The 26,424-nt window shown below is 71.8% G+C and carries 26 protein-coding genes and 2 pseudogenes; 4 read left to right on the top strand and 24 right to left on the bottom strand.

Features of this window, described 5'->3' with window-relative positions:
* Window positions 1-383 precede the first annotated feature (383 nt).
* Window positions 384-691 (top strand): annotated as a pseudogene (locus ACWEQO_RS13210) (hypothetical protein); the annotation flags it as partial.
* Window positions 616-1,447, top strand: a pseudogene (locus ACWEQO_RS13205) (IS5 family transposase). The pseudogenes ACWEQO_RS13210 and ACWEQO_RS13205, both read left to right, overlap by 76 nt.
* A gap of 207 nt (window positions 1,448-1,654) precedes the next feature.
* Here the strand turns inward: ACWEQO_RS13205 and ACWEQO_RS13200 are convergent.
* The 5 genes from ACWEQO_RS13200 to rpsB all read right to left on the bottom strand — a co-directional run bounded on the left by ACWEQO_RS13200 (window position 1,655) and on the right by rpsB (window position 6,355).
* Window positions 1,655-2,779 (bottom strand): phosphatidate cytidylyltransferase, encoded by a 1,125-nt coding sequence (locus ACWEQO_RS13200; RefSeq protein WP_361453083.1) that lies wholly within the window; start codon window positions 2,777-2,779, stop codon window positions 1,655-1,657.
* Window positions 2,779-3,336, bottom strand: a complete 558-nt coding sequence (gene frr / locus ACWEQO_RS13195; RefSeq protein WP_452982219.1) for a ribosome recycling factor — start codon at window positions 3,334-3,336, stop codon at window positions 2,779-2,781. The genes ACWEQO_RS13200 and frr overlap by 1 nt, the downstream gene beginning before the upstream one ends.
* Before the next feature lie 180 nt (window positions 3,337-3,516).
* The gene (pyrH, locus tag ACWEQO_RS13190; protein ID WP_361453077.1) at window positions 3,517-4,275 is read right to left on the bottom strand and encodes a UMP kinase; all 759 of its coding nucleotides are present in this window, start codon (window positions 4,273-4,275) and stop codon (window positions 3,517-3,519) included.
* Window positions 4,276-4,464: 189 nt separating this feature from the next.
* Entirely contained in the window at window positions 4,465-5,310 is an 846-nt protein-coding gene (tsf, locus tag ACWEQO_RS13185) for a translation elongation factor Ts (protein WP_361453074.1), read from the bottom strand.
* Between the two features lie 160 nt (window positions 5,311-5,470).
* Window positions 5,471-6,355, bottom strand: coding sequence for a 30S ribosomal protein S2 (rpsB, locus tag ACWEQO_RS13180; RefSeq protein WP_452982215.1), 885 nt, complete (start codon window positions 6,353-6,355; stop codon window positions 5,471-5,473).
* A 293-nt stretch (window positions 6,356-6,648) separates the two neighbouring features.
* On the opposite strand from rpsB, the gene ACWEQO_RS13175 reads away from it, so the two are divergent.
* A complete protein-coding gene (locus ACWEQO_RS13175; protein ID WP_452982212.1) occupies window positions 6,649-7,266 on the top strand; it encodes a M23 family metallopeptidase in 618 nt (205 codons plus the stop codon).
* 87 nt (window positions 7,267-7,353) lie between these two features.
* Here the strand turns inward: ACWEQO_RS13175 and ACWEQO_RS13170 are convergent, their stop codons facing one another.
* From ACWEQO_RS13170 to ACWEQO_RS13090, 17 genes are all read right to left on the bottom strand, one after another.
* Window positions 7,354-7,911, bottom strand: a complete 558-nt coding sequence (locus ACWEQO_RS13170) for a TetR/AcrR family transcriptional regulator (RefSeq protein ID WP_361453159.1) — start codon at window positions 7,909-7,911, stop codon at window positions 7,354-7,356.
* A gap of 119 nt (window positions 7,912-8,030) precedes the next feature.
* Window positions 8,031-8,873, bottom strand: coding sequence for an RNA polymerase sigma factor WhiG (whiG, locus tag ACWEQO_RS13165; RefSeq protein WP_361453065.1), 843 nt, complete (start codon window positions 8,871-8,873; stop codon window positions 8,031-8,033).
* 320 nt (window positions 8,874-9,193) lie between these two features.
* On the bottom strand, window positions 9,194-10,393 hold the full coding sequence (gene dprA, locus ACWEQO_RS13160) for a DNA-processing protein DprA (protein WP_452982209.1): 1,200 nt from the start codon (window positions 10,391-10,393) through the stop codon (window positions 9,194-9,196).
* Window positions 10,390-12,024: a YifB family Mg chelatase-like AAA ATPase gene (locus ACWEQO_RS13155; protein WP_452982206.1), complete on the bottom strand. Its 1,635-nt coding sequence runs from the start codon at window positions 12,022-12,024 to the stop codon at window positions 10,390-10,392. The genes dprA and ACWEQO_RS13155 overlap by 4 nt, the downstream gene beginning before the upstream one ends.
* Before the next feature lies 1 nt (window position 12,025).
* On the bottom strand, window positions 12,026-12,397 hold the full coding sequence (locus ACWEQO_RS13150) for a YraN family protein (protein ID WP_361453056.1): 372 nt from the start codon (window positions 12,395-12,397) through the stop codon (window positions 12,026-12,028).
* 128 nt (window positions 12,398-12,525) lie between these two features.
* Window positions 12,526-12,834: a DUF2469 domain-containing protein gene (locus ACWEQO_RS13145; RefSeq protein ID WP_003965949.1), complete on the bottom strand. Its 309-nt coding sequence runs from the start codon at window positions 12,832-12,834 to the stop codon at window positions 12,526-12,528.
* Between the two features lie 106 nt (window positions 12,835-12,940).
* The gene (locus ACWEQO_RS13140) at window positions 12,941-13,465 is read right to left on the bottom strand and encodes an NUDIX hydrolase (RefSeq protein WP_452982203.1); all 525 of its coding nucleotides are present in this window, start codon (window positions 13,463-13,465) and stop codon (window positions 12,941-12,943) included.
* Window positions 13,455-14,234, bottom strand: a complete 780-nt coding sequence (gene lepB / locus ACWEQO_RS13135; protein WP_452982200.1) for a signal peptidase I — start codon at window positions 14,232-14,234, stop codon at window positions 13,455-13,457. The genes ACWEQO_RS13140 and lepB (ACWEQO_RS13135) overlap by 11 nt, the downstream gene beginning before the upstream one ends.
* Window positions 14,235-14,288: 54 nt before the next feature.
* Window positions 14,289-15,257, bottom strand: coding sequence for a signal peptidase I (gene lepB, locus ACWEQO_RS13130; RefSeq protein WP_452982197.1), 969 nt, complete (start codon window positions 15,255-15,257; stop codon window positions 14,289-14,291).
* Window positions 15,154-16,248: a signal peptidase I gene (gene lepB, locus ACWEQO_RS13125; RefSeq protein ID WP_452982194.1), complete on the bottom strand. Its 1,095-nt coding sequence runs from the start codon at window positions 16,246-16,248 to the stop codon at window positions 15,154-15,156. The genes lepB (ACWEQO_RS13130) and lepB (ACWEQO_RS13125) overlap by 104 nt, the downstream gene beginning before the upstream one ends.
* Complete coding sequence (gene lepB / locus ACWEQO_RS13120; protein WP_452982192.1) at window positions 16,241-16,981, bottom strand: signal peptidase I; 741 nt, start codon at window positions 16,979-16,981, stop codon at window positions 16,241-16,243. The genes lepB (ACWEQO_RS13125) and lepB (ACWEQO_RS13120) overlap by 8 nt, the downstream gene beginning before the upstream one ends.
* Window positions 16,982-17,026: 45 nt before the next feature.
* On the bottom strand, window positions 17,027-17,377 hold the full coding sequence (gene rplS, locus ACWEQO_RS13115) for a 50S ribosomal protein L19 (protein ID WP_016638799.1): 351 nt from the start codon (window positions 17,375-17,377) through the stop codon (window positions 17,027-17,029).
* Between the two features lie 133 nt (window positions 17,378-17,510).
* Window positions 17,511-18,344 carry a tRNA (guanosine(37)-N1)-methyltransferase TrmD gene (trmD, locus tag ACWEQO_RS13110; protein WP_452982187.1) on the bottom strand — a complete coding sequence of 278 codons (834 nt, stop codon included), beginning with the start codon at window positions 18,342-18,344 and terminating at the stop codon, window positions 17,511-17,513.
* Window positions 18,344-18,919 (bottom strand): ribosome maturation factor RimM, encoded by a 576-nt coding sequence (gene rimM, locus ACWEQO_RS13105; RefSeq protein WP_452982184.1) that lies wholly within the window; start codon window positions 18,917-18,919, stop codon window positions 18,344-18,346. Before rimM ends, trmD begins: the two co-directional genes overlap by 1 nt.
* Window positions 18,920-19,000: 81 nt before the next feature.
* Window positions 19,001-19,240, bottom strand: coding sequence for an RNA-binding protein (locus ACWEQO_RS13100; protein ID WP_361453033.1), 240 nt, complete (start codon window positions 19,238-19,240; stop codon window positions 19,001-19,003).
* A 2-nt stretch (window positions 19,241-19,242) separates the two neighbouring features.
* Window positions 19,243-19,671: a 30S ribosomal protein S16 gene (gene rpsP, locus ACWEQO_RS13095; protein ID WP_361453030.1), complete on the bottom strand. Its 429-nt coding sequence runs from the start codon at window positions 19,669-19,671 to the stop codon at window positions 19,243-19,245.
* 341 nt (window positions 19,672-20,012) lie between these two features.
* The gene (locus ACWEQO_RS13090; protein WP_452982180.1) at window positions 20,013-20,615 is read right to left on the bottom strand and encodes a hypothetical protein; all 603 of its coding nucleotides are present in this window, start codon (window positions 20,613-20,615) and stop codon (window positions 20,013-20,015) included.
* 640 nt (window positions 20,616-21,255) lie between these two features.
* Here ACWEQO_RS13090 and ACWEQO_RS13085 point away from each other — a divergent pair.
* Complete coding sequence (locus ACWEQO_RS13085; protein ID WP_452982177.1) at window positions 21,256-22,158, top strand: methyltransferase domain-containing protein; 903 nt, start codon at window positions 21,256-21,258, stop codon at window positions 22,156-22,158.
* 31 nt (window positions 22,159-22,189) lie between these two features.
* Here the strand turns inward: ACWEQO_RS13085 and ffh are convergent, their stop codons facing one another.
* Window positions 22,190-23,740, bottom strand: coding sequence for a signal recognition particle protein (gene ffh, locus ACWEQO_RS13080; RefSeq protein WP_452982174.1), 1,551 nt, complete (start codon window positions 23,738-23,740; stop codon window positions 22,190-22,192).
* Window positions 23,741-23,960: 220 nt separating this feature from the next.
* Complete coding sequence (locus tag ACWEQO_RS13075; protein WP_452982172.1) at window positions 23,961-26,402, bottom strand: [protein-PII] uridylyltransferase; 2,442 nt, start codon at window positions 26,400-26,402, stop codon at window positions 23,961-23,963.
* Between the last annotated feature and the right edge of the window lie 22 nt (window positions 26,403-26,424).

The following is a 26,424-nucleotide window of genomic DNA, read 5'->3' as shown; positions in this document are numbered from 1 at the left end:
GCCGTCGACCCACACACCGTGGAGCGGGCGTGGTTCAGGGCGTCCAGGTGGAGCGCGCCACTGCACGAACGACCTGGACCGCCAGGGGCCGCGTCTGCTCGGCTCTGCCTGGGTCGACGGCAGGCGGGATGGGAGCTCCCCGCGCACACCACTACGGGCCCGCAGCCGGCAACGGCACCCCCTCCGTCCCGGTGCCGGCCGATCCCCCGCCGGAGGCATCGTCTTGTGGCCGCGGATGACGTCCCGCCCTTGCCCGCATGCACGCAGCGCACCGCCGGGCGCGGCCGGCCGGGGCGAAGACAGGAGGCAGGCCGCGCCGCAGAGGCGGCGCGCGCCCGCGCCGTGCGCGGGCCTTGATCGCGGAGGCAGCGGAAGACAGCAAGTACGAGTCGGCCCGCGAGCATGGCAGGCACGCGCTGAGACACTTCTAGGTCTCGGTGTTGCTGGACGCCGGGGAGAACATCGAGGCTGTGAGCGAGTAACTGGGGCACTCCGCGACCCCGGGTTGACACTGCGGGTGTATGCGCACCTCATGCCGACCGGTAAGGAACGTATCTGGCGAGCCATCGAGACCGTCTTCGGCCACCAAGACCGTGTCCTACGTGGTGATGGCTCATTGGACCGCGCACGGGGCGGGATACATGGAGTCGGATTGTTCCGGACGGGCTGTGGGAGATCGCAAAGCCGCTGATCCCGCCGTCGAAGGTGCGACCACAGGGCGGCGGAACGCAGGACACGCCCGATGAGACGCTGTTCGCGGCCATCATCTGCGTACTGGTCAGCGGCTGCGCCTGGCGGGCCCTGCCACCGTGTTTCGGCATCTCGAAGTCAACCGCTCATCGCCGGTTCCTGATCTGGTCCAGGGCCGGTGTGTGGGGACGGCTGCACGAGGCCGTCCTGCACCAACTGGACGACGCCGACCTGATCGACGTCACCCGCGTCGTCCTCGACACCGCCCACGTCCGGGCCGAAAAAGGGGCGAACTCACCGGTCCGAGCCCCGTGGACCGGGGCAAACCGGGCTCCATGATGCACATCCTGTCGGACGCGAACGGACTGCCCCTGGTCCTCGGCGTCTCCGCCGACGACACCCACGACAGCGAAGGGCTGAAAGCCGATGGCGGCCGGTCACCGAACGAGACACGACCTGCGTCGCGGCCGCCACTTCAAGCCCCAGGGCCTGCTCGCGGACAAAGCCTACGACGTCCCCCGCCTGCGGAAATGGCTGCGCGGCAAGCGCATCGGCGTGCGGATCGCGCGTAAGGGAATCGAGTCCAGCGAACGACTGGGCCGCCGTAGGTGGGTGATCGAGCGGACGATGTCCTGGCTGTCCGGCTACCGCCGTCTCAACCACCGCTATGAGTACCACCCCCCGCAACTACCTGGCCTTCCTAGGCCTCGCCGCCGCCCTGTGCTGCTACAAACGCCTCGTCCGCCTCACCACGTAGGACACGGTCTCAGGCATGGCGGCACCAGTGTCGCAGATCCAAACGGGTGACCGCGCGAGCCTGCCGAGGGTGCCCGGAACCCCTCGGAACAGTCCACTGACCGGAGCCGCGGCCCATGAGCTGTAACGGCCGGACCCTTCCTCCGACGGACCGCGCCCCCGCGTCCGGCGGGACGCGGGGGCGCGAAGGGATCCGGGGCCGGTGGGGTCAGCCGCCGACGAACAGGACCAGCAGCAGCCACACCACCGGAGCCGTGGGCAGCAGGGAGTCCAGGCGGTCCATGATGCCGCCGTGGCCGGGGAGCAGGGTGCCCATGTCCTTGATGCCCAGGTCCCGCTTGATCATGGACTCGCCCAGGTCGCCGAGGGTGGCGCTGACCGCGACCGCGAGGCCGAGCAGCAACCCCTGCCACCAGGCGCCGTCGTCGATCAGGAACTGCATGCACAGCGCGCCCGCCGCCATCGCGAACCCGACCGCGCCCAGCAGGCCCTCACGGGTTTTGCCGGGGCTGATGCGCGGGGCGAGCTTGTGCGTGCCGAAGCGCCAGCCGACGGCGTACGCACCGGTGTCACTGATGACCGTGAGCAGCAGGAACACCAGGACCCGCCAGTGCCCGTCGTCCGCGGCCAGCATCATCGTGACGAAGGTCGCCAGGAACGGCACGTAGAACGCGGCGAAGACCCCCGCCGTGGCATCCCTGAGATAGTTCTCGGGCGGTTGGGTCATCCGCCAGACCAGCACCGCCAGCGCGGTGAACGCCATGGCGACCCAGGCGCCCTCGGCGCCCCGGACGTACCCGGCGACGACCATGGCGGTGCCGCCGAGCGCCAGCGGCACGAGCGGCGCCCGGATGCCCTTGCGCTCCTCCAGCCGCTTGGTCAGCTCCCACAGGCCCACCACGACGGCGGCCGCGACCACTCCGGCGAAGGCCGCCTTGACGACGAACAGCGACACGGCGATCAGCACGCCGAGCCCGACACCGACCCCTATCGCGGCGCCCAGGTCGCGTCCCGCGCTCTTCTTCTGCGGCGGGGGCGCCGGCTGCGGGGCGTCGGGCATGGGCTCCGGATTCTGCGGCATCTCCCCCGGATGGGGGCGCGCCCGCGTCGTCTCGTCTGGGAACGGAGGGCCGCTCAGCCGAGCGGTCTCCCGGTCCCTGTCCTGATCGGCGCCGTGTTCGGGCAGGTCGGGCACGATGGGCATGGGGCGAGTCTGCTGCGCGTAGTGCGCATCGTACGGGGGACCCGCCGGGACAGCTCCCTGGACGGGCCCCTGCTCGGGAGGCCCCCAGTACCCGGCCTGCGGCGGCGCCCCCCAGGAAGAGTCGTTCATCAGACCTCGAGCAGTTCCGCTTCCTTGTGCTTCAGGAGCTCGTCCACCTGCGCGACGTACTTCGCGGTGGTGTCGTCGAGCTCCTTCTCCGCACGGCGGCCCTCGTCCTCGCCGACCTCGCCGTCCTTGATCATCTTGTCGATGCCGTCCTTGGCCTTGCGGCGCACGGCACGGATGGAGACCTTGGCGTCCTCGCCCTTGGCCTTGGCGACCTTGATGAACTCGCGGCGGCGGTCCTCGGTGAGCTCGGGGAACACCACGCGGATGATGTTGCCGTCGTTGCTCGGGTTGACGCCCAGGTCGGAGTCGCGGATGGCCTGTTCGATGTTGCGCAGGGCGCTCTTGTCGAACGGCGTCACCACGGCCATGCGCGGCTCGGGCACGGAGAACGAGGCCAGCTGGTTGATCGGCGTCAGCGCGCCGTAGTAGTCGGCCACGATCTTGTTGAACATCGCCGGGTGCGCACGGCCGGTGCGGATCGCGGCGAAGTCCTCCTTGGCGACCACGACGGCCTTCTCCATTTTCTCCTCGGCCTCGAGGAGGGTCTCTTCGATCACCACTTGCTCCTGCGTGTCTTGAGTAGGCCCGGCCGCGGTTCCCTGGCGGGGCGGCGGCCTGCTGCGTCGCGTCTTCTTCCTGCACGGTTCCCGACCGGCGGGACATTGTCCATCCCCCGGCCCGGCCCGTCCCGTCCGTCCCCAGAAATGTCCTGACGCGGACGGGTGGTTCTGGTCCGGTCAGTTCCGGTCCGTCTGGTCACCCACAAGTGTGCCGATCTTCTCACCCTTGACGGCGCGCGCGATATTGCCCTCCGTCAGCAACTCGAAGACGACGATCGGGAGCTTGTTGTCGCGGCACAGGGTCACGGCCGTGGCGTCGGCGACCTTCAGGTCACGCGTGATGACCTCCCCGTACCCGAGATGGTCGAACTTCACCGCGTCGGGGTTGGTCTTCGGGTCGGAGTCGTAGACCCCGTCCACACCGTTCTTGCCCATCAGCAGCGCCTCGGCGTCGATCTCCAGGGCGCGCTGGGCGGCGGTGGTGTCGGTGGAGAAGTACGGCATGCCCATACCGGCGCCGAAGATGACCACGCGGCCCTTCTCCAGGTGCCGTACGGCTCGCAGGGGGATGTAGGGCTCCGCGACCTGGCCCATGGTGATGGCGGTCTGCACCCTGCAGTCCACGCCCTCCTTCTCCAGGAAGTCCTGGAGCGCCAGGCAGTTCATCACGGTGCCCAGCATGCCCATGTAGTCGGAGCGGGCCCGGTCCATGCCGCGCTGCTGCAGTTCCGCGCCGCGGAAGAAGTTGCCGCCGCCGATGACGGCGGCGATCTGCGCGCCGTCACGGACGACCGCCGCGATCTCGCGTGCCACGGCGTGCACCACGTCGGGATCGACGCCAAGGCCGCCACCCCCGGAGAACGCCTCTCCGGACAGCTTCAGCAGAAACCGGCCGCGTACTTTGCCGTCGTCGCTCTTCTCGGCCTTGGTGGTCATGGGGATCCCGCCTCTTTCACGTGTTGCACATACGAAGGAGGCCACTGCCGGCGGGGTGTGCTTCGCATCCCATGCGGCAATGGCCTCCTCGTCAGATCTGCTGTCACCCGGCACGCGCACGTGCGTGACGGCGTGTCCGGACGACTGCTGACGACCCTATCGGGGTCGCGCGCCCGTCGCGGTACGGACTCAGATGCCGACCTTGATGCGCGTGAAGCGCTTCAGGGTGACACCGGCCTCGTCCAGGACCTGCTGGACGGACTTCTTGTTGTCCAGCGCGTAGGGCTGGCCGAGCAGCGTGGCGTCCTTGAAGAAGCCGTTGAGGCGACCCTCGACGATCTTCGGCAGGGCGGCCTCGGGCTTGCCCTCGGCGCGGGTGGTCTCCTCGGCGACACGGCGCTCGGTCTCGATGACCTCGGCCGGCACGTCCTCCTTGGCGAGGTACTGCGGCGCGAACGCGGCGATGTGCTGGGCGACGCCCTTGGCGACCGCGGCGATCTCGTCGGTCTGCTTGTCGAACTCGACGAGGACACCGATCTGCGGGGGCAGGTCGGGCATCGTGCGGTGCATGTACGCCGCCACGTAGCCGTCGGCGAACCGGGCGAAGCGGTCCAGGACGATCTTCTCGCCCAGGTTGGCGTTGGCCTCGTCGACGAACGCCTGGACGGTCTTGCCGGCCTCGATCTCGGAGGCGAGCAGGGCGTCGATGTCGGCCGGGGAGGTCTTGGCGACGTGCTCGGCGATGGCGGTGGCCACGCCCTGGAACTTCTCGCCCTTGGCGACGAAGTCCGTCTCGCACTTCAGCTCGACGAGGACGCCGGAGGAGTTGTCGTCGGCGATGATCGAGACCACGGCGCCGTTCTCGGCGGAGCGGCCCTCGCGCTTGGCGACGCCCTTCTGGCCCTTGATGCGGAGCGCCTCGACGGCCTTCTCGACGTTGCCCTCGGCCTCGTCCAGCGCCTTCTTGCAGTCCATCATGCCGGCGCCGGTGAGCTCACGGAGCTTCTTGACGTCGGCGGCGGTGTAGTTCGCCATGAGTCTGTGAGTCTTTCTCGAAGTCTGGAGGTTCGGAGATCCGCGGGTCCGCGGTCCACGTGTGGACGCGGCCCCGCGGACTCACCGCTGACCTACGGGTGAACGGCGGGAGCGGACTTCATGTGGCCCGCTCCCGCCGTGTCCGCACGGACGGGGCCGGTCAGGCCTGGTCGGCCTCGGCGGCCGGGGCAGCGTCGGCCGCGGGGGCCTCGGCGGCGGGAGCCTCGGCCGGCTTCTCGGCCTCGGCGGCGGCCGGGGTCTCCTCGGCCTTCTTCTCGCCCTCGAGCAGGTCGCGCTCCCACTCGGCGAGGGGCTCGCCGGCGGCCTTCTCGCCCTTGCCCTCGGTGGCGACACCGGAGCGGGCGATGAGGCCCTCGGCCACGGCGTCGGCGATCACGCGGGTGAGCAGGGTGACGGAGCGGATCGCGTCGTCGTTGCCCGGGATCTTGTAGTCGACCTCGTCGGGGTCGCAGTTGGTGTCGAGGATGGCGACGACCGGGATGTTGAGCTTCCGGGCCTCGCCGACCGCGATGTGCTCCTTCTTGGTGTCCACGATCCAGACGGCGCTGGGCACCTTCTGCATCTCGCGGATACCGCCGAGGGTCTTCTCCAGCTTGGCCTTCTCGCGGGAGAGGACCAGCAGCTCCTTCTTGGTGAGGCCGGAGGCGGCCACGTCCTCGAAGTCGATCTGCTCGAGCTCCTTGAGGCGCTGCAGACGCTTGTAGACGGTCGAGAAGTTGGTGAGCATGCCGCCCAGCCAGCGCTGGTTGACGTAGGGCATGCCGACGCGGGTGGCCTGCTCGGCGATGGCCTCCTGCGCCTGCTTCTTCGTACCGACGAACATGACCGTGCCGCCGTGGGCGACGGTCTCCTTGACGAACTCGTAGGCGCGGTCGATGTACGACAGCGACTGGAGCAGGTCGATGATGTAGATGCCGTTGCGCTCAGTGAAGATGAAGCGCTTCATCTTCGGGTTCCAACGGCGGGTCTGGTGACCGAAGTGGACGCCGCTCTCCAGCAGCTCCCGCATCGTGACGACGGCCATGGCCGTATCTCCTTGGGTTTCTCGGTTGTGCCGCGGGAACCGGCGGTTCCCGCGCCTGACGCCCGCGACGCGCCGTTGCCACAGAGGACCGAGGGGCGCTGACATCGGGAGCGTTCGCGACCGTGCGGTCGTGACCGGACCTGATGTCGGGGCGTGCGAAGTCGACCCGGTGACCCGGATCGCCACCCAGAAGTGTACGGGACCCGCAGGGCACCGGGTGACGTCGTTGTCCACAACCGGCCGGTGGTCCACAGGTCACGGCAGTGATCACGGATCTCGGGGAGGCTCCCCGCATGCGAGTGAGCCGATTTCTGAGGACGGGTGCGCGCCTGGCCGTCCCGCTGGTCCTGACGCCGACGGTGCTGCTGTCACCGCCACCGCCACCGCTGCCGTTGCTCGCGGCTCGGACGGGTGATCCGGCTCCGCCGGATGCCGCCGGTTCCGGCGCCGGGGTGCCGACCCTCGGGCGGGTCTGGCCCGTGGGGGTACGGCCGCGGGTGCAGCGCGGCTGGGAACCACCGGAGACCAGGTACGGGCGCGGACACCGCGGTGTGGACCTGGCGGCGGCTCCGGGGACACCGGTGCGGGCGGTGGCGGCGGGCCGGGTCTCCTACGCCGGCCGGGTGGCCGGCCGGGGCGTCGTCTCGGTGGAGCTGTCCGGCACGGGCGCCCCGCCCCTGCGTACGACCTACGAGCCGGTCCTGCCGTCGGTGGAGAAGGGAGCCGAGGTGGCGCCGGGCGAGGTGGTCGGCACGGTGGCGGCCGCGGGCTCCCACTGCGCGGTCCCCTGTCTGCACTGGGGCCTGCTGAGGGCGGACGTCTACCTCGATCCGCTCGGGCTGCTCCCGCCCCACCTGTTCGGCGGCCCCTCAAGACTCCTCCCGGTGCTCGGCGTGCCGCTGCCGGAGTGACCGGGACACCGGAGGAGCGGGGTCCGGGGCGGACTGCTCAGGGCAGGGCCGGGCAGGCCAGAGCCGGACAGATCAGAGCCGGACAGATCAGGGCCGGACGCCCCGGAGGGTCATGGCGACCGCCGCCTCCGTGATCGTCTCCGGAGTCTCCGCGGCGCCCAGTTCGATCCGGCGCACGGCGGCGTCGACCACGCCCTGCAGCAGCATCGCCGCGAGCCGGGGCTGCTCGTGGCCCAGTTCGCCCAGCGCCTCGACGATCATCGCGACGAGCCCGCCGTGCGCCGCGCGGATCTTCTCCCGGGCCCCCGCGTCGAGTTCGCTCGCGGAGATGGCCACCACGGCACGGTGACGCCGGTCCCCGACCAGTTCCAGCTGCTTGCGGACGTACGCCTCGATCTTGGCCTCGGCGCCGTCGACCGCGGCCATCGCGAACTCGACCTCGGCCGCCCAGACCGGGAAGTCGACCTCGCACAACTCCTCGACGACGGCCGCGCGGGAGCGGAAGTACTCGTACACGGACGAGCGCGCCAGGCCGGTGCGCTCGGCGAGGGCGGGGAAGGTCAGCGCCTCCGTACCGCCCTCGGACAGCAGGGAGCGTGCCGCGTCCAGCAGGGCGGCTCGCTGCATCGACCGGTGCTCGGCCACGGAGGCCGCTCGAATCCTTGGCACGCCCACCACTTTACGGACGCCCCGCTCGAGGAGGGAGTCCCCGGACCGAAACCGCAGGTGGGGCCAATGCACCCGGAGCCTGCCGAGCCGCCGGTTCAGCCGCCGAAGCTCGCCAGTTTCGCCCTCAGCTGGAGCACGGACTTGGTGTGGATCTGGCTGACCCTGCTCTCCGTGACCCCCAGCACATGGCCGATCTCGGCCAGGGTGAGCCCTTCGTAGTAGTACAGCGTGACCACGGTCTTCTCGCGCTCCGGAAGCGTGTTGATCGCCCGCGCGAGGAACCGCCGCAGCTCCCGGCCCTCGGCCACCTCCACCGGGTTGTCGGCGGCGGTGTCCTCCAGGGTGTCCATCAGGCTGAGCCGGTCGCCGCCGTCGCCGCCGGCGTGCAGCAGCTCCTCCAGGGCAACGACGTTCGCGAGGGACAACTGGCTGAAAACCGCGTGCAGCTCCTCCACCGCGATACCCATCTCGCCGGCGACCTCGCTCTCCGTCGGCGTGCGCCTGAGCCGGGCCTCCAGCGTCGCGTACGCCCGTTCGACGTTGCGCGCCTTCTGCCGCACCGAGCGCGGAATCCAGTCCAGGGCCCGCAGCTCGTCGATCATCGCGCCCCTGATCCGGGTGATCGCGTAGGTCTCGAACTTGATCTCCCGGTCGACGTCGAACTTCTCGATCGCGTCGATCAGCCCGAACACCCCGGAGGAGACGAAGTCCGCCTGATCCACATTGGGCGGCAGTCCCACGCTGACCCGGCCCGCGACGTACTTCACCAGCGGCGAGTAGTGCAGGATCAGCTGCTCCCGCAGCCGCTCGTCCCCCGTCGCCTTGTACGACCGCCACAGCTCGTCGAGCGTCGAGGGAGCGGGCGGCCGCACGCTGCCACCGTCACGGGCGGCTGGGGGGATCGCCGCCCGGTCGGACCCGGAGGTGTGCTGGGGCATTCGTCGCCTTGTGCCGTTCTGCGGCGGACCGTTGCCGCCTGCGTGAGCTGTCCGTCCGATACCGAGCCGCCCGTCTGCGCCTGCCCGGATCGCCTGCCGTGGTGCCCTTCCGTGCTGTCTTTCCGTATCGGGACGCCTGTGAGCGTAGCGTGACTGCGGGGTCGCGGTGCGCGAAGAAGTGAGGTCGGGGCGCGCGCGGAGGTGCCCCGACCCCGGCCCCGTCGGGTCGCATCCGTCGCTCTGCGTGTTCACCCGGGTGTCCCAACTGACGTATTTTCCAAGGGGCGTGGACGTTCCCCCGGACGGCCGAACACACTCCGTCAGCGCTCGTCGGAGCCGTCCCCGACCGGAATCACCGCCTGGCGTGTCAACTTCCAGTCGTCGCCGTGTCGTTCGACGTATCCAAGTGCTCGCAGTTCGTACAGTCTCGCGATCGCGTCGTCGCGGGTGGTGCGCGCGCCGCGCGCGATCCCGTCCACGTCGGCCGCCACCCGCGTCGGCAGCGCGTCGAGGACCTGGCGGGCGGCCGGATCCAGCAGGTCGCGGGGGAGGACCGGGCCGCGCCGGTCCGGTGCCAGTTCGCCCATGTCCCCGACCAGTTCGATGACCTCCGCGGCGTCGGTGACCAGCACCGCCTCCTGCCGCAGCAGTTCGTGCACCCCGGCGGAGCACCCGCTGGTGGCCGGCCCGGGGACCCCCATCGTGTGGCGTCCCAGGCGCCGGGCCGCCCTGGCGGTCACCAGGGAGCCGCTGCGGTGGGCGGCCTCGACGACCACGGTGCCCCGGGTGAGCGCGGCGATGACCCGGTTGCGGAGGATGAATCTGCTCGGCGTCGGGTGGTCACCGGGCGGCAGCTCGCCGATCACCAGCCCCTGCTCCGCGATCCTGGTGATCAGTCCGGTGTGTCCGCGCGGATAGGGCCGATCGACTCCGCAGGCGAGCACGGCGACGGTGGCGCCGCCCGAGCCGAGCGCACCGCGGTGGGCGGCGCCGTCGACCCCGTAGGCGCCGCCGGAGACCACGACCCAGCCGCGTTCGGCGAGTTCGGCGGAGAGTACGGCGGCCATGTGGGCGCCGTACTCGGTGCAGGCGCGGGCACCGACGACGGCGACCGAGCGCAGCGCCCACATCCGCAGGTCGGCGGGGCCGCGCACCCACAGCCCGAGGGGCCGGCCGTCCCCCAGGTCGTCGAGCTGCCGGGGCCACTCGGCCGCCCCGGGGCACACGAACCGTGCCCCGGCGTCCCGCGCGACGGCGAGGTCCCGGTCCGGTTCGGCCCGCTCGGCCCGTGCCAGCAGTCCGGCCCACCGCCGGCCGCTCACCCCCGGCAGCGGCTCGGCTCCGTCCCGCAGCCGCGACACCACCTCCCGCGCGCCCAGTTCCCGCACCCACCTCCCACCGGTCTCGTCGCCGGGTTCCAGGACACGGGTGAGGAAGACCCTGGCGAGGAACTCGTCACCGCGGCCGCCGGCCGGTTCACGGCCGGGCCGCCCGCCCGCGGGCTCGCCGGCGCGGCTCATGTCAGCGCTCCGATGGCCATGGGCACGCCGCGGGGGACGCCGGTGCGCAACTGCAGCGCGAGGGCGACGTCCCTGGCGTCGGGCCGGTCGTGGCCGACCAGGTCGGCGACGGTCCAGGCGACCCGCAGCACCCGGTCGAGTCCGCGGGCGCTGAGCACACCGCGCTCCAGGCTCCGCTCGGCTTCCTCCAGCGCGCCGGGGGCCGCGTGCCAGCGGCGGCGCAGCTCCCGTCCGGGGATGTCGCCGTTGGTGCGCCACGGGGTGCCGGTGAGCCGCGCGGCGGCGCGTTCGCGGGCCGTGCGCACCCGGTCGGCGACCGTGGCGGTGGATTCGCCGCGGGCCCCGTCGGCGGTCAGTTCGGCCCGTGTGACGCGCTCGGCCTCGACCCGCAGGTCGACCCGGTCAAGCAGCGGGCCGGACAGCCGGGCCTGGTAGCGGCGGATCAACGAGGGCGGGCACTCGCACAGTGCCTCCTTCGTCGAGAAGCGACCGCAGGGGCAGGGGTTGGCGGCGAGCACCATCAGGAACCTCGCCGGGAAGCGCACCACACCGGAGCTGCGCGCGATGACCACGTGCCCGGCCTCCAGCGGCTGGCGCAGGGCGTCCAGGGCGCGGCCGCCGAACTCGGGGGTCTCGTCCAGGAAGAGCACACCCCGGTGCGCGAGGGAGACCGCCCCGGGCCGGGCGATTCCGGGGCCGCCGCCGACGAGCGACTGCATCGTGGCCGAGTGGTGCGGGGCGCAGTAGGGGGCGGTGTCGATCAGGGGCTTGCCCGGGGGCAGCAGGCCGGCCACCGAGTGCACCGCCGTGACCTCCAGCGACTCCTGCCGGTCGAGCGGGGGCAGGAGCGAGGGCAGCCGCTCCGCAAGCATGGTCTTGCCCGCGCCGGGCGGCCCTTCCAAAAACAGGTGGTGCCCGCCGGCCGCCGCCACCTCCACCCCGGTCCGCGCCGGGAGCTGGCCGACGACGTCGGCGAGGTCGGCGAGGTCGCCACCGGGGCCGTAGTGGGCCGCGCCGACGCTGTGCATGCCGGTGGCCGCGCCGGCGCCGGGGACCCGCAGCCCGGCCAGGAGCGGATCGGGCCGCCCCTGGCCGTCCTGTTCCTCCTCGGGCACGGGTTCGTCGGTGAGGAGGGCGATCAGCTGGCGCAGGCTGCGGACGCCCAGGACCGACACGCCCGGCACCAGCGAGGCCTCGGCGGCGGCGCACTCGGGCACCACCACCTGCTCGTAGCCCGCGTCGGCCGCCGCGATGACCGCGGGCAGCGTGCCCCGGACCGGTCGCACCCTGCCGTCCAGTCCCAGCTCACCGATCATCACGAGGTCGGCGAGCACCCGCGGGTCGATCCGCTCGGCGGCGCCCAGCACCGCGCTGGCCACGGCCAGGTCGAAACCGCTGCCGGCCTTCGGCACCGACGCCGGGCTGAGCCCCACGGTGAGCTTCTTCTGCGGCCACTCCGCACCGGAGTTGACCACGGCGGCCCTGACCCGGTCCCGGCTCTCCGTCAGGCTCTTGTCCGGCAGCCCCACCAGGGTGAACGCCGCCACTCCCGGTTCCAGGTCGGCCTGGACCTCCACGACCACGCCCTCGACGCCCACCAGCGCCACCGAGCAGGTACGGGCGAACCCCATCTCAGGCCACCCCCCGGACGTGCTCGACCCGGGGCGCGCCCCGCTCCGGCAGCAGGACGCCGATCAGGTCGATGCGGACGCCGCCGGGCGGCGCTCCCCCGTGTGCCTGGAGCCAGCGCTGCGCCAAATCCCGCAGGCGGCTCGCCTTGGCGGGGTCGACGGCCGCCATGGGGTGCTGGAAGGACGCGGCCCTGCGGGTCTTCACCTCGCAGACGACGAGGACGTCTCCGTCCCTGGCCACGATGTCGATCTCGCCGGTTCTGCCGCAGCGCCAGTTGCGCTCCAGGACCGTCATTCCGGCCTGCGCCAGCCGCCGCGCGGCCAGCGCCTCGCCGTACCTGCCGAGTGCGCTGCGTGCCTGCTGGGTGTTCATGTCGGCACCACCTCCGGCGCCAACCGTCCCGCAGTCGGCCGCCCGAAGTGGATCTTCGTGGACAACCCGGCGATTGTGGACAACTCCGTCACCCGCCAGGGGGCTCTGTCACCCGCCGGGGGCTCCTGTCACCCGCCGGGGAGTTCCAGATCGCTCTTGTTGAGCTCCTCGATGTTCACGTCCTTGAAGGTGAGGACACGCACCTGTTTCACGAACCTGGCCGGCCGGTACATGTCCCAGACCCAGGCATCCGCCATGGACACCTCGAAGAACACCTCACCCTGGACCGAGTGCACCTGCATCTCGTAGTCGTTGGTCAGATAGAAGCGGCGCTCGGTCTCGATCACGTATTTGAACAGACCGACGACGTCGCGGTACTCCCGGTAGAGCTTGAGCTCCATCTCGGTCTCGTACTTCTCGAGGTCCTCGGCGCTCATGGCATGTTCCCCTTCACCCGTGCGATCCCACCATTGTGCGCCAGTCCCAGGAGCCCCCGTCGGCCGAAGCCGGTCTGCCCTGCCGGACAGCTCTCGGGACCTTTCGCTAGACGATCTCGGTGTCGAGGGTCACGGGTCCGGCCGGAGGGCCCTCCTCGAGCAGCGTGCGCAGCAGTTCGGCGAGTCTGGTCGGGTACACCGTCTCATGCGCCCGCGCCAGTTCCGGGCACGTCCACCAGCGCGCTCCGGCGACACTGCGCCGCTCCAGCTCGGTCAGCGCCGTGGCTCCGGTGGCCGTCCGGGTGGTGCGGGCGAGGTAGTACCACTCGTCCTGGTCCCAGCGGCGGCCCGCGAACGGGAAGGAGCACCGCCGCCGCCACAGCACGGGCCCCAGCTCCACCTCGGTGATGCCCGTCTCCTCCGCGAGCTCCCGCAGCGCGGCCTGTTCCCGGGTCTCGCCGCCCTCCACACCGCCGCCGGGGGTGAACCACCAGTCGTCGGCCGGGTCGTCGGGCTCATGGCCGTGCAGCAGCAGGATGCGGTCCCGCGGGTCGAGCAGCACCACACGGGCGACCCTGCGCAGCCCGCCGTCGTGGGAGTCCTCGGCCGGGCGGGCCGGCTCAGCGGCCACCGGACGCCCCCGCCTCTGCCTTCCGCGTCCGGGAGGCCCCGGACCTCCCGGCGAGGGGGCCGTACGCGGCGCCGCCGAAGATGAGTACCGCGCCGGCGATCACCAGGGCGACGATCGTCCGCAGCGGTCCCGGCGAGGAGAGGGCGCCGAGTTCCTCGAAGCCGGTGGGGGCCTTCAGCATGCCCTCCACCGGCCAGACCACGGCGTCGACGCGGGCCCGGACGGCTCCGCGGGAGACGGTGCCGTTCGCGGCGTCGGTGAGGTGGGAGGCGGAGTCCACGGAACCGGCGCGCTCGTCACCGAGCAGGAACAGCCGGCCCTTCGGCACGGTCACCTCCGGGAAGCCGCTGAACCCGGCCGCCTCGTCCGCGGAGAGGTACGGTTCGTCGATCTCCGTGCCGTTGACCGTCAGCCGGCCGCCCGCACAGCAGGAGACGGTGTCCCCGCCGACGGCGACCACCCGCTTGAGGACCGGTACGTCCGCCCAGTTCGCGTCCTGGAAGACCACGACGTCGCCGCGGCGGACGTCACCGCTGTCGATGCGCTGGGCCAGCACCCGGTCACCGGCTCCGACCGTCGGCGCCATCGAGGTGGTGGGCACGGTGTACGGCCGGTAGACGACCGCTCCCCAGGCGAACCCGCCGAGGAAGAGCACCATGCCCAGCGCCACGGCCAGCGAGGACAGCCGCTGCCCGGTCCGGCCGCCCGCCGGGCCCCGGCCCGCACCGCCGCCCCGCGAAGCCGTACGCGTCGTGCTCCGACCAGTCATGGACGGCACCCTATCCGGCGGTGCCGAACCGGGTCAGCCCCTCCTCGGCGGCGCTCAGCGCTCGCCGCCGCCACCGGGCCCGCGCCGCCACAGCACCAGCGGCACGGCGCCCATCAGCGCGAGCCCCTGGGGCGCCGCCGACAGAGCCGCCCCGGCCGACGCCTCGTTGTTCAGCGCGGGCTGGTCGAAGGTGGCCGGGACCTCGAGGTAGTCCCAGCGGTTGACCGGCCAGCCGACGACGACGGCACGGCCGACGACCTCCTGCACCGGGACCATGCCGTGGTTCTTGTCGGCCTGGTTGTACCGGGAGTCCCGGGAGTTCTGCCGGTGGTCGCCCATGACCCAGATGTGGCCCTCGGGCACCTCGACCCTGAACTGGCCGCCCTGGTCGTCCTGGCTGCACGGGGTGTTGCCCGGGTAGACGTACGACGCCTCGTTCAGGGCGACGCCGTTGACCGTCAGCGGCCCGGTGCCCTTGCACTCGACGATGTCCCCGCCGACCCCGACAACCCGCTTGATCAGGTCCTTCTCCTCCACGGACGGCATCAGACCGATCCAACTGAGGACCTTCTGCAGCCCGTTGGCCTCCGGCGTCGGCTCGCCCGCCAGCCAGTTGTCGGGGTCGTGGAAGACCACCACCTCGCCGCGCTCGGGCTCGGAACCGAACCAGGGGGTGAGCTTGTCGACCATGACGCGGTCACCCTGCTGGAGGGTGTTCTGCATCGAGTCCGACGGGATCGAGAAGGCCTGCAGCAGGAATGTCTTGATCAGCAGCGCCAGCACCAGCGCGATACCGACCAGGATGGGCAGTTCCTTCCAGAAGGAGCGTGGCTTCTTCTCCTGCCGGGGCGGCTCGCCCTGCCCCTGGTCCCCGGTGTTCCGGTAGTCCCTCACGCTGTCCTCCTCGACCGCCGGGGAGTCATTCCCGAAGGTCGTGGCGCCGTCCTCGGCCGGGCCGTCCGGCCCCGCGGACCGATCGCGGTGCTCCTCGCCGTCGGCTCCGGATCGTGCGCCAACCGCCACATCCCCCACGCCAGCTCCTCACTCTGTGCCGCCGCCTGCCCCATGCGCGGCGCAGGCCCACCACTCCCATAACGAGCGGGAGTTCCGCAGGGCTCGGGAGCTGAACCATTCCGTTCGAATGGCCCTGGGCAACCCTATGCGACAGCGGGGCGGCAACGGTCGAACCGCGTGTCGGGTCCGCCACGGACGCATAGGTCTCCGGTTCGTCCAGGGTGCTCCAGTGAGCGAACGGCCAGGCGATGACCATGGCCCGGCCCACCACCTCCTCCTCGGAGACGGTACCGCCGTAGTCGGTGTCCTGGTGGGAACGGGAGTCGGCGGAGTTGGACCGGTGGTCTCCCATCACCCACAGACGCCCCTCGGGCACGGTGACCTCGAACGGCGTCGTGGACGGGGCGTTGCCCGGGTAGAGGTAGTCGCCCTCCTCCAGGGGCACGCCGTTGACGGTGACCCGGCCCTGGGTGTCGCAGCACCTGACCTGGTCGCCGCCGACCCCGACGACCCGCTTGATGAGGTCCTTCTCGTTCTCCGAGGGCAGCAGCCCGATGAAGGTGAGCCCGTCCTTGACCTGCTTGACGCCGACCGGGTCGTCCCTCGTGGGGGTGGTCTGCTCGTCCTCCAGCCAGCCGCCGGGGTCCTTGAACACGACGACGTCCCCGCGCTGCGGCTTGGAGCCGAACCACGGGGTGAGCTTGTCGACCAGGACGCGGTCGCCGATCTGGATCGTCTGCTCCATGGAGCCGGACGGGATGACGAAGGCCTGGACGAGGAACGTCTTCAGCACCAGCGCGATCACGACGGCGACGCCGATCAGCAGCGGTATCTCCTTGACCGCGCTCTGTCTGCGCCGCCGCTTGACCTTCCGCTGGAGCTTGCGCCGGTCGGCCCGGCTCCGCCCGTCGGCCGCGCTGACCGTGCGGCGCACGCCGGTGGGCAGCAGGTTCTCCGCGGCGCTCACCGGTCCGCCGCGGGGCTTGCCCCGGTTACCCATGGGTCCCCTCCCCGGGGTGTCCCGTGTCCGTCCCCGGCTCCGGCACGCGCGCGTAGGCGTCGGGGCGGTGCAGCCGGGTGGTGCGGTCGAAGGGCGAGACGATCCAGTCGGCACGGCCGATCACCGCGCTCACCGGGACCATGCCGCCGCCGGGCGATCCGAGACGGTCGCGGGAGTCGCTGGAGTCGCCTCGGTGATCACCGAGGACGAACAGGCGTCCCTCGGGCACGACGACGTCGAAGGGCACGGTGGACGCGCTCTCTCCGGGGAACAGGAAGCCCGACTCGTCGACCGACCGTCCGTTCACCCGGATCCTCCCCTCCCTGTCGCAGCAGACCACGCGGTCCCCGCCCACACCGACAACGCGCTTGATGTAGTCGGTGTCCCCGAAATACCCGGTGCCGTCGAACACCACCACGTCGCCACGGAGCGGCCCGGCTCCGAAACGGTATGCCGGCTTCAGTACGAGAACCCGGTCCCCGGCTCTCAACGAGGGTTCCATCGATCCGCTGGGGATCTGGAACGGCCGCACCACGAACGTGTTGAGCCCCAGCAGGAGCAGCAGCACCGACAGCAGTGCCGCGGTGGCCCACCCTCCGGGGAGCCCGCCCACCGCACGCGGCAGCAACGAGGAACGCGACCGTTCCTCCGGACCCGGGGACCCCGAGGTCTCCTCGGGTCCGGCCGGGTGGGAGGAGCGGTCGCGCTCCGTCGGCTGTGCTTCGGTGTCCATCGAGGCCAGATGTTATCCGGCCCCGGGCTCACCTCGGAAAAGCGCTCAGTTCTCGCGCTTCTCCTTGATCTTCGCGGCCTTGCCGCGCAGGTCACGCAGGTAGTACAGCTTGGCGCGACGGACGTCACCCTTGGTGACGAGCTCGATCTTCTCCACGATCGGGGTGTGCACCGGGAAGGTGCGCTCGACGCCGACGGAGAAGGAGACCTTGCGGACCGTGAAGGTCTCGCGCACGCCGGCACCCTGGCGGCGGATCACCACGCCCTTGAACTGCTGCACACGGGAGCGGTTGCCCTCGATGACGCGCACGTGGACGTTGACGGTGTCGCCGGGGCGGAAGGCCGGGATGTCGCTGCGCAGCGACGCGGAGTCGACGGAGTCGAGCAGGTGAGACATTTCGTCTGCTTTCTTCGCTGATGCCGCAGGTCATCAACGGCAACTAGGAGTTCGGTTCTCGGCTGCGCGGTGCGGGGCGGGCGTCGTGTCCCCCTGCGGCAGGGGCGCACGCCGGACGGCGCACAACAGCGGCCTATTGTTCCACGCCGCCGGTCCTGCGCCAAAATCGGCCGTGCGGCTCTCCCCCGGGGTCCGGTTCCCAGCCCAGGATGGAGAGCATCTCGCGGTCCTTCTTGTCGAAGGCCGCCGGATCGCAGCGTTCGATGAGGTCGGGCCGGTGCGCGGTGGTGCGCCTGAGCGCCTCGTCGCGCCGCCAGCGGGCGATCTTCCCGTGGTGCCCGCTGAGCAGCACCTCGGGGATCCCCCGGCCCCGCCAGACGGGCGGCTTGGTGTGGACGGGCCCTTCCAGGAGGCTCGCCATCGCGCCCGGGGCGAAGGAGTCGTCCCGATGGGACTCGGCGTTGCCCAGGACGCCGGGCAGCAGCCGGGCCACCGCCTCGGTGATCACGAGGACGGCCGCCTCGCCGCCGGCCAGGACGTAGTCGCCGATGGACACCTCGTGGACGGGCATACGGGTCGCGTACTCGTCGACGACGCGCCGGTCGATGCCCTCGTAACGGGCCGGGGTGAAGACCAGCCAGGGGCACTCGGAGAGCTGGACGGCGAGTTCCTGGGTGAAGGGGCGGCCGCTGGGCGTGGGGACGACCAGGACGGGCGCGTACGAGCCGGCCTCGTAGCCGTCCGCCAGGACCTCGTCGAGCGCCTCGCCCCACGGTTCGGTCTTCATGACCATGCCGGGGCCGCCGCCGTACGGGGTGTCGTCGACGGTGTTGTGCCGGTCGTGGGTCCACGAGCGGAGGTCGTGGACCCGGACGTCCAGCTGCCCCCGCGCACGCGCTTTGCCCACGAGGGAGACGTTCAGCGGTTCGAGGTACTCGGGGAAGATGGTGACGACGTCGAGCCGCATCACGCCTCGTTCCGCGACGAGGCGCCGTGGTCAGCGCCGTGGTCGGCGACGACTTCGTCGTCGCCCCGGTCGTCGATCAGGCCCGGCGGCGGGTCGATGACCGCGCGCTGCTCCTCGAGGTCGATCCCGGTGACAATCTGCTCCACGAACGGCACGAACACCTCGCTGCCGTCGGGGCGTTCCACCACGAACAGGTCCTGTGTCGGCAGGTGGGAGATCTCGGTGATCCGGCCGACGTGCTGTCCGTCCTCGGTGACGACGTCCAGGTCGATCAGCTGATGGTCGTAGTACTCGTCCTCGTCCTCGGGCCGCTCGTCCGGGTCGACCTCGGCGATGAGCAGGGTGTTGCGCAGCGCCTCGGCGCCGGTGCGGTCGCGGACGCCCTCGAAGCGCAGCAGGAGGCGACCGCTGTGCACCCGGCCGCTCTCGATGGTGAGCGGGCCGGCGGTGGCGGGGTCGGTGGCCAGGACGGCGCCGGGCCCGAGCCTCAGCTCCGGCTCGTCGGTGCGGACCTCCACGGTGACCTCGCCCTTGATGCCGTGGGCGCGGCCGATGCGAGCGACTACCAGCTGCACTGTGCTTGATCTCCTGTCGTACGACAACGGGCCGGGGACGGCCCTGTGGCCCTCCCCGGCCCGAGCCGGTTGCGCTGAGCGTCAGCGGACGTGGTCCACGTCGACGAGGTCGACACGGACACCGCGGCCGCCGATGGCGCCCACGACGGTCCGCAGGGCGCGTGCGGTGCGGCCGTTGCGGCCGATCACCTTGCCGAGGTCGTCCGGGTGGACCCGGACCTCGAGCACTCGCCCGCGGCGCAGGTCGCGCGAGGCGACCCGGACATCGTCGGGATGGTCGACGATGCCCTTCACGAGGTGCTCGAGAGCCTCCTCGAGCATGCTCAGGCCTCGGTCGACGCAGACGAGGAGGACTCAGCAGCGGCCTCGTCCTTCTTCTCCGTCTTCTTCTTCTGGGTGATCGCCTCACCCTTGCCCTCGTCCTCGCCGCCGATGGCGTCGAAGGACGGGCGACCGGCCTTCTCGGCCTGCTGCAGCAGCGGGGCCGGGGCGGGCTCGCCCTTGAACTTCTGCCAGTCGCCGGTCTTCTTGAGGATGGCGAGCACGGGCTCGGTCGGCTGGGCGCCGACACCGAGCCAGTACGCCACGCGCTCACCGTCGACCTCGATCACCGACGGGTTGTACGTCGGGTGGTACTTGCCGATCTCCTCGATGGCCCGGCCGTCACGGCGGGTACGGGAGTCGGCGACGATGATGCGGTAGTGAGGCGAACGGATCTTGCCCAGACGCTTCAGCTTGATCTTGACTGCCACGGGAGTGAGTTCTCCTGGATTGACGTGGTGGGGCACGGCGGGACGGCCGCGTGGGGTTGCGGTACCCGAGTGCCCGATGGACGCGTCAGCCGGAGGCGAGAGGGTTCCTGTGCGGCTGTCGAGTACAGCTAGTCATTGTGCCACACGTCGCGGGGCGCCCGGGACCGCAGCCCCGCACGCGGGCAGCCCTCGGCCCCGCCCGGCGCGACGCGGTGGCGCCGTCACGCCGGGCGGGGCCGCCCTGCGGCACGACCGGCCCCGGAGCGGCGTGCGGAACGGCCCCCGCACGCTCCCGGAGCCCGTCCCGATGCGGCCGGCACCCACGAGATGCCGGGTCGCCGTCAGCTCGCCGCCGAGGCCACCGTCTCAGGGATCCTGAACGGCTTGCCGCAGCCGCCGCAGACGATGGGGGCCTGGGCCAGCACCGACGGGACGACGCGCACGTTGCGGCCGCAGTCGCAGACGGCCTTGACGCGCACACCACCGCCGGACGAACCGTGTCGTGCCGCCGGACCCCGGAAGCTGCGGGCGGTGTCGCCCGCGGTCGCGGCGGAATGCGCCTTCAGGGCGCGCTGGAGACGCTCCGCCGTCGGGCGGTAGCGGCGCTTCGCCTCCGGGGTGAGTGCGACCAGCGAGAAGCCGCTGCTGGGATGCGGCTCCTCGGGGTGGTCCAGGCCCAGCTCCTCGGCGATCGCGAGGAAACGGCGGTTGTGGTAGCGGCCGGCACGGGAGGTGTCGCGTACACCGCGCGCGGCGGCGACGCCATGGACTGCCTCATGCAGCAGTCGCTCGAAGGAGAGTTCGTGACCGCACGCGGACGACGACTCCCCGATCAGGGACTCGGGCGCGGCAAGATCGGGCAGCTCGGGGTGGTACCGCTGGATATCGGCCCACGCCTGCGCCAGTTCTGCGGCGAGTACAGGTGGTGTCTGTGTCGTGCTCACGTAATGACAACGAGCCGGGGTGCCTCTGTGTTCCGATTCCGGGGCATCCCAAATAATTTGCCCTTACCCGTCAGTACCCGCTCATGCGTCCCGACCACGGGCGGGTGCGCTGATCTGCGGAGAAGCCTCGCAGCTCACCTCAAGGTGGTGCGTAGACCGACGTACACCGTCCCCCGCCCCGGCGCGTACGCGGGGCCCGCGCGCCGGTGCGTCCGCGGTCCACGGGTGTGCAAGGGGCGTTTCGGCCGCTCTCCCGCGGCGGAGCACCCCGGTCCGCCGGACGGCTGCCACGACCGGCCCGGTGGGCGGGTGCCACGACCGTGACGTTACCGGGTCCGTCGACGGCGCCCGACACCGGCCCGGTCCTTATGGGCGGACGCGGCCGGACACGGCCGGACACGACCTCGATCAGGTGTTTGCGGACCTTGGCCGGAACCGGCTCATCGCCCCGCGATGGCCGGATTGTGAATCCTTGCCACTGGCATGAGCGACTCCCAACCCGCCGCCCCGTTCCACTGGACGCCGGGTCGAGGGCGGAGTTTCCTGGCATACGGGGGAAGTACCGACGCACTGTACGGGGGTCAGGCAGGTCGGGTAATCGGGCACGGCGGCAACTCTCGGCTGATTGGGGCGCTCACCTATGACACCTACGCTCGTGGGGCAGCACCTTCCTCGTACGGGACACGGTCCCGCGGAGCAGGGTCCTACGGGGCACGGCCCCACGGGGCGCGGCCCTCGCGTGGACCGGCGGGCACGCGCGCGCGACTGGTCCGAGATACAGGAGAGGATGCTCGTACCGCTCTACGAGGCCGTCTACCGGCGGCTGGACGTGGGGCCCGCGACACGGCTGCTCGGCCTCGGCTGCGGTGCGGGGCTCGCCCTGCTGATGGCGGCCTCCCGGGGCGCCGCGGTCACCGGTGTCGACACCTCGTCCGCCCGGCTGGCCCACGCACGCGAACGCCTGCTGCCCGCCGAACGGGAGCCGCGCGCGCACGGGCGCGCGGACACCCGGCTCGTGGACGGCTCCCCCGGGGCGGCCCGGGCGGACACCGCCGGGTACACCGTGGTGACCGCCTTCGAACCGATCGGCTGCCGCGCGGGCGACGCGGAGGAACTGGAGGCGCTGCTCGCCGAGGCGACGCCGCTCGCCGGACGCGGAGCGGCCGTCGTCCTCACCGGCTGGGGCCCGCCGGAACGCTGCGCCACGACGTCCGTGCTCCGGGTGGCCACCCGATTGGCGGAGCCGGTGCGCGGCACGGGCAACTGGCGCCCCGCGCACCGCGACGATCTGGAGCGGGTCGCCCAGCACGCGGGCCTTCGGCCGGACGGTTCGGGGAGGGTGGCCTGCCCCTTCGGTTACGCCGACGTGGACAGCGCCGTACGGGGACTGCTCTCGACGGGACTGTTCGACCCGGCGATCGCCGCCACGGACCAGGTGCAGGTGGACAAGGAACTGGCCGAGGCACTGCACCCGTACCAGCGGCAGGACGGCACCGTGTGGATGCCGAACGTGTTCCGGTACCTGATCGCACGGACGCCCTGACACCTGCACGGGCCGCCGGCCCGCGGACTTCTCAGCCCATGAACTTCTTGAACTCGTCGGGCAGTTCGAAGTCCTGGCCGCCCTGCTGCGGCAGCCCGAAGGCGTTGCCGCCCTCCGCGGCCGCAGCGCGGCGCGCGGCCTCCTCCTGCTCCTGCTGCTTGCGCTTCATCGGGTTGCCGGAGCGCTGCTTGCCCTTGGCCTGCTTCTGCTTCTTCCTCTGCCGGCCGGGGCCGCCGCCCATGCCCGGCATCCCGGGCATTCCCGGCATGCCGCCGCCCTGGGCCATGCGGGACATCATCTTCCGCGCCTCGAAGAACCGCTCGACAAGGGACTTCACTGCGCTGACCTCGACACCGGAGCCCTTGGCGATACGGGCACGGCGCGAGCCGTTGATGATCGTCGGCTCCTGGCGCTCGGCCGGGGTCATCGACTTGATGATCGCGGCGGTGCGGTCGACGTCCCGCTCGTCCAGGTTGTTGATCTGGTCCTTGATCTGCCCCATGCCGGGCAGCATGCCGAGCAGCTTGGAGATCGAGCCCATCTTCCTGACCTGCTCCATCTGGGCCAGGAAGTCGTCCAGGGTGAAGTCCTGGCCCTTCTTGGACGCCAGCTTGGAGGCCATCTGGGCGGCCTCTTCCTGGCTGAAGGTCTTCTCCGCCTGCTCGATCAGGGTGAGCAGGTCACCCATGTCGAGGATGCGGGAGGCCATCCGGTCCGGGTGGAAGGCGTCGAATTCGTCGAGCTTCTCACCGTTGGACGCGAACATGATCGGCTTGCCGGTGACCTGCCGGATCGACAGCGCCGCACCACCGCGGGCGTCACCGTCGAGCTTGGAGAGCACCACGCCGTCGAAGCCGACGCCGTCGCGGAACGCCTCGGCGGTGTTGACGGCGTCCTGACCGATCATGGCGTCGACGACGAACAGGATCTCGTCGGGGCTGACGGCGTCCCTGATGTCCGCGGCCTGCTGCATCATCTCCTGGTCGACGCCCAGGCGGCCGGCGGTGTCCACGATCACGATGTCGTGGACCTTGGTCTTCGCGAACTCGATGGAGTCCTTGGCGACCTTCACCGGGTCGCCCACGCCGTTGCCCGGCTCGGGCGCGTAGACGGCGACACCCGCGCGCTCGGCTACGACGCTCAGCTGGTTGACGGCGTTGGGGCGCTGGAGGTCGGCGGCGACCAGCACCGGCGAGTGCCCCTGCTCCTTCAGCCAGCGGCCGAGCTTGCCCGCGAGCGTGGTCTTACCGGCACCCTGCAGACCGGCCAGCATGATCACGGTGGGGGGCTGCTTGGCGAAGCGCAGGCGGCGGGTCTCGCCACCGAGGATGGTGACCAGTTCCTCGTTGACGATTTTCAGAACCTGCTGGGCCGGATTCAGGGCCTTGGAGACATCGCTGCCGAGGGCCCGTTCCTTCACATTCTTGATGAAGGAACGGACGACGGGCAGGGCCACGTCCGCCTCAAGGAGAGCGATGCGGATCTCACGCGCCGTGGCGTCGATGTCCGCTTCGCTCAGCCGGCCTTTTCCGCGGAGGTTTTTGAAGGTCGCGCTGAGGCGGTCGGAGAGAGTATCGAACACGGCGGCGTCGGTCCTCGAGGTCGGGGGCGGAACTGGGCTGCCCTCCAGGGTATCCGGCCCGGCAAGCAAATAGCCCCCGCCCGCTGCAGCCAGTGGACGGGGGCGAATCCCCGCGTGGGCGGGGAGCACATATTGCGTGCCTCTGAGAACCGCTCGACCAGAGGACCATCCCCGCACCGGCGGGGAGCACACCCGATCAACGCGGGAAACGACTGCGGGGTCACGCCCGCAACGTCTCTTCCAGTTTCCGGGCCACCGATACCGCCTCCTCGCCCGGTAGAGGCGCGCCCTCCAGGCAGGTCACGTAGAAAGCGTCCACCGCGTTCGCCCCCAGCGTGCTCGCATGCGCGCTGCGCACCCGCACCCCCGCGTCCTCCAGCGCCCGCCCGATCCGGAACAGCAGTCCGGGGGCGTCCTGCGCCCGGACCTCGATCACCGTGGCGTGCCGGGAGGCGGCCGGGGCGACCGTCACCCGGGCCGGCGGCGCGACCGCGCCCCGCCGCCTCGGGTACGCGGCGTCCCGTTCGGCGAGCCGGCCGGCGACGTCGAGGGTGCCGTCCAGGGCCCGGACCAGGTCGGCGCGGAGCCGGGCGGCCTGGGGCAGGGCGCCGTACTCGGCGGCGACCCGCCAGTCGAGCAGCAGCACCGAGCCGTCGACGCCGGCCGGGAGGTCCAGGACCCGCAGCTCCGCGGTCCGTACGGTCAGCCGGTGCAGGGCGAGCACCCCGGCCACCGCGGGCAGCACGCCCTCCTGGTCGGGCACGGCGATGCGCAGTTCCACGCCGAGCGGCTCGGGGTCGCCGGAGGGTTCGGTGGGCGGTTCGGTCCGGGCCCGCAGGGACAGCACCGGCCCGCCCGTGGTGACCGCCTCGACGGCGAGGCGTTCCTGTTCCGCGGTGGGCGCGGCCTCCTCGGGGGCCTCCGGGACGTCCCCGGACAGCACGGCGGCGACCCGTTCGACGAGGTCGGCGACGAGTGCGGCGCGCCAGGACGACCAGGCGGCCGGGCCGGTGGCCAGGGCGTCCGCCTCGGTGAGGGCGTGCAGCAGTTCGAGGGCGCCCTGGGAGCCGACGGCCCCGGCGACCGCGCGCACGGTGGCCGGGTCCTCCAGATCGCGCCGGGTGGCGGTCTCCACGAGCAGGAGGTGGTGGCGTACGAGGGCGGCGATCACCGTGACGTCGTGCCGGTCGAAGCCGATGCGGGCGGCCACGTCCCTGGCGATCACCTCGCCGGCCACCGAGTGGTCGCCGGGCCACCCCTTGCCGATGTCGTGCAGCAGCGCGGCGACCAGCAGCAGGTCGGGCCGGTGCACGCGCCGGGTGAACTCGGAGGCGCGGACGGCGGTCTCGACGAGGTGCCGGTCCACGGTCCACAGGTGCACGGCGTTGCGCTGGGGGCGGCAGCGGACCCGTTCCCAGTCCGGAAGCAGGCTGTTGACCAGGCCCTCCGCCTCCAGCGCCTCCCAGACCTGGACCGCGGGCCGGCCGGAGCCCAGCAGGGTCACCAGCTGTTCCCTCGCCTCGGCGGGCCAGGGCGCGGGCAGGGGGCGCGCGGTGGCCGCCATGCGCCGTACGGCGTGCGGGGAGAGCGGAAGCCCGGCCTGGGCGGCGGCGGCCGCGGCGCGCAGCGGGAGCACGGGGTCGCGTTCGGGGCGTGCGGCGCGGGCGAGCACCACTTCGCCGTCCTGTTCCACGACCCCTTCGGCCAGCGGGGAGCGCTCGGGCGCCGCTTTCCCGCCGCCCAGGAGGGCGCGCAGTCGGGGCCGTACCGCGCGGGAGCGCAGGACGCGCGCCACTTCGCGCCAGGTGACGTCACTGGCGTAGGCGATGACGCGGGCCGCCTCGTAGACCTGCCGCAGCAGCGCGTCCGCGTCGAGCAGGCCGAGGTCGGCCGCGACCTGTTCCTGCTCCTGCAGCGCGAGCCGGTCGGTGGCGCGTCCGGTGGCCAGGTGCAGGGCGTCCCGTACGTCGAGGAGCCGGCGGCGGGCGTCGGCCAGGCCCTCGCGCGGGGCGTCGGCGAGCCAGGAGGCGGCGACGGCGCGCAGGGCGGTGGCGTCGCGGAGCCCGCCGTGGGCCTCCTTGAGGTCGGGTTCCAGGAGGTACTGCAACTCGCCCGTGCGTTCGGCGCGTTCGGCGCACAGTTCCTGGAGGGCGGGGAGCCGCTTCGGTGCCTGGTTGCGCCAGTCGGCGAGCACCGCCGTGCGCAGTGCGGTGGTGAGGCCGAGGTCGCCGGCGATGTGCCGGGCGTCCAGCAGGCCGAGCTGGACCTTCAGGTCCTCAACCGCGGTCCTGCGGGCCCCGGCCGGGGTGCGGACGGAGTGGTCGAGGGCGAGGCCCAGGTCCCAGACGGGGTACCAGAGGCGGTCGGCGAGGGCGGTGACCGCCTCGGGGTCGCCGCCGTCGTGCAGCAGGAGCAGGTCGAGGTCGCTGCGCGGGGAGAGTTCCGCGCGCCCGTAGCCGCCCACGGCGATCAGGGACACCCCGCGCGTGCCCCCGGCGCCCGCCGCGAAGAGCCCGGCGAGCCAGTCGTCCGTGAGGGTCGCCAGGGCGGTGCGGCGCTGCGGCCCGGACCGCTTCTCCCCGGTGAGGAGGTGCAGCCGGGCCGCCGCGTAGCCGCCGGGCCCCGGGTCCTTCGCCCCCTCGTACCCGCCCGTCCCCGTCATCCGGTGGCTCCTGTTCCGTTCG

This window comes from Streptomyces sp. NPDC004051, from assembly GCF_053604275.1.
This window is presented reverse-complemented; position numbering and strand designations above follow the sequence as displayed.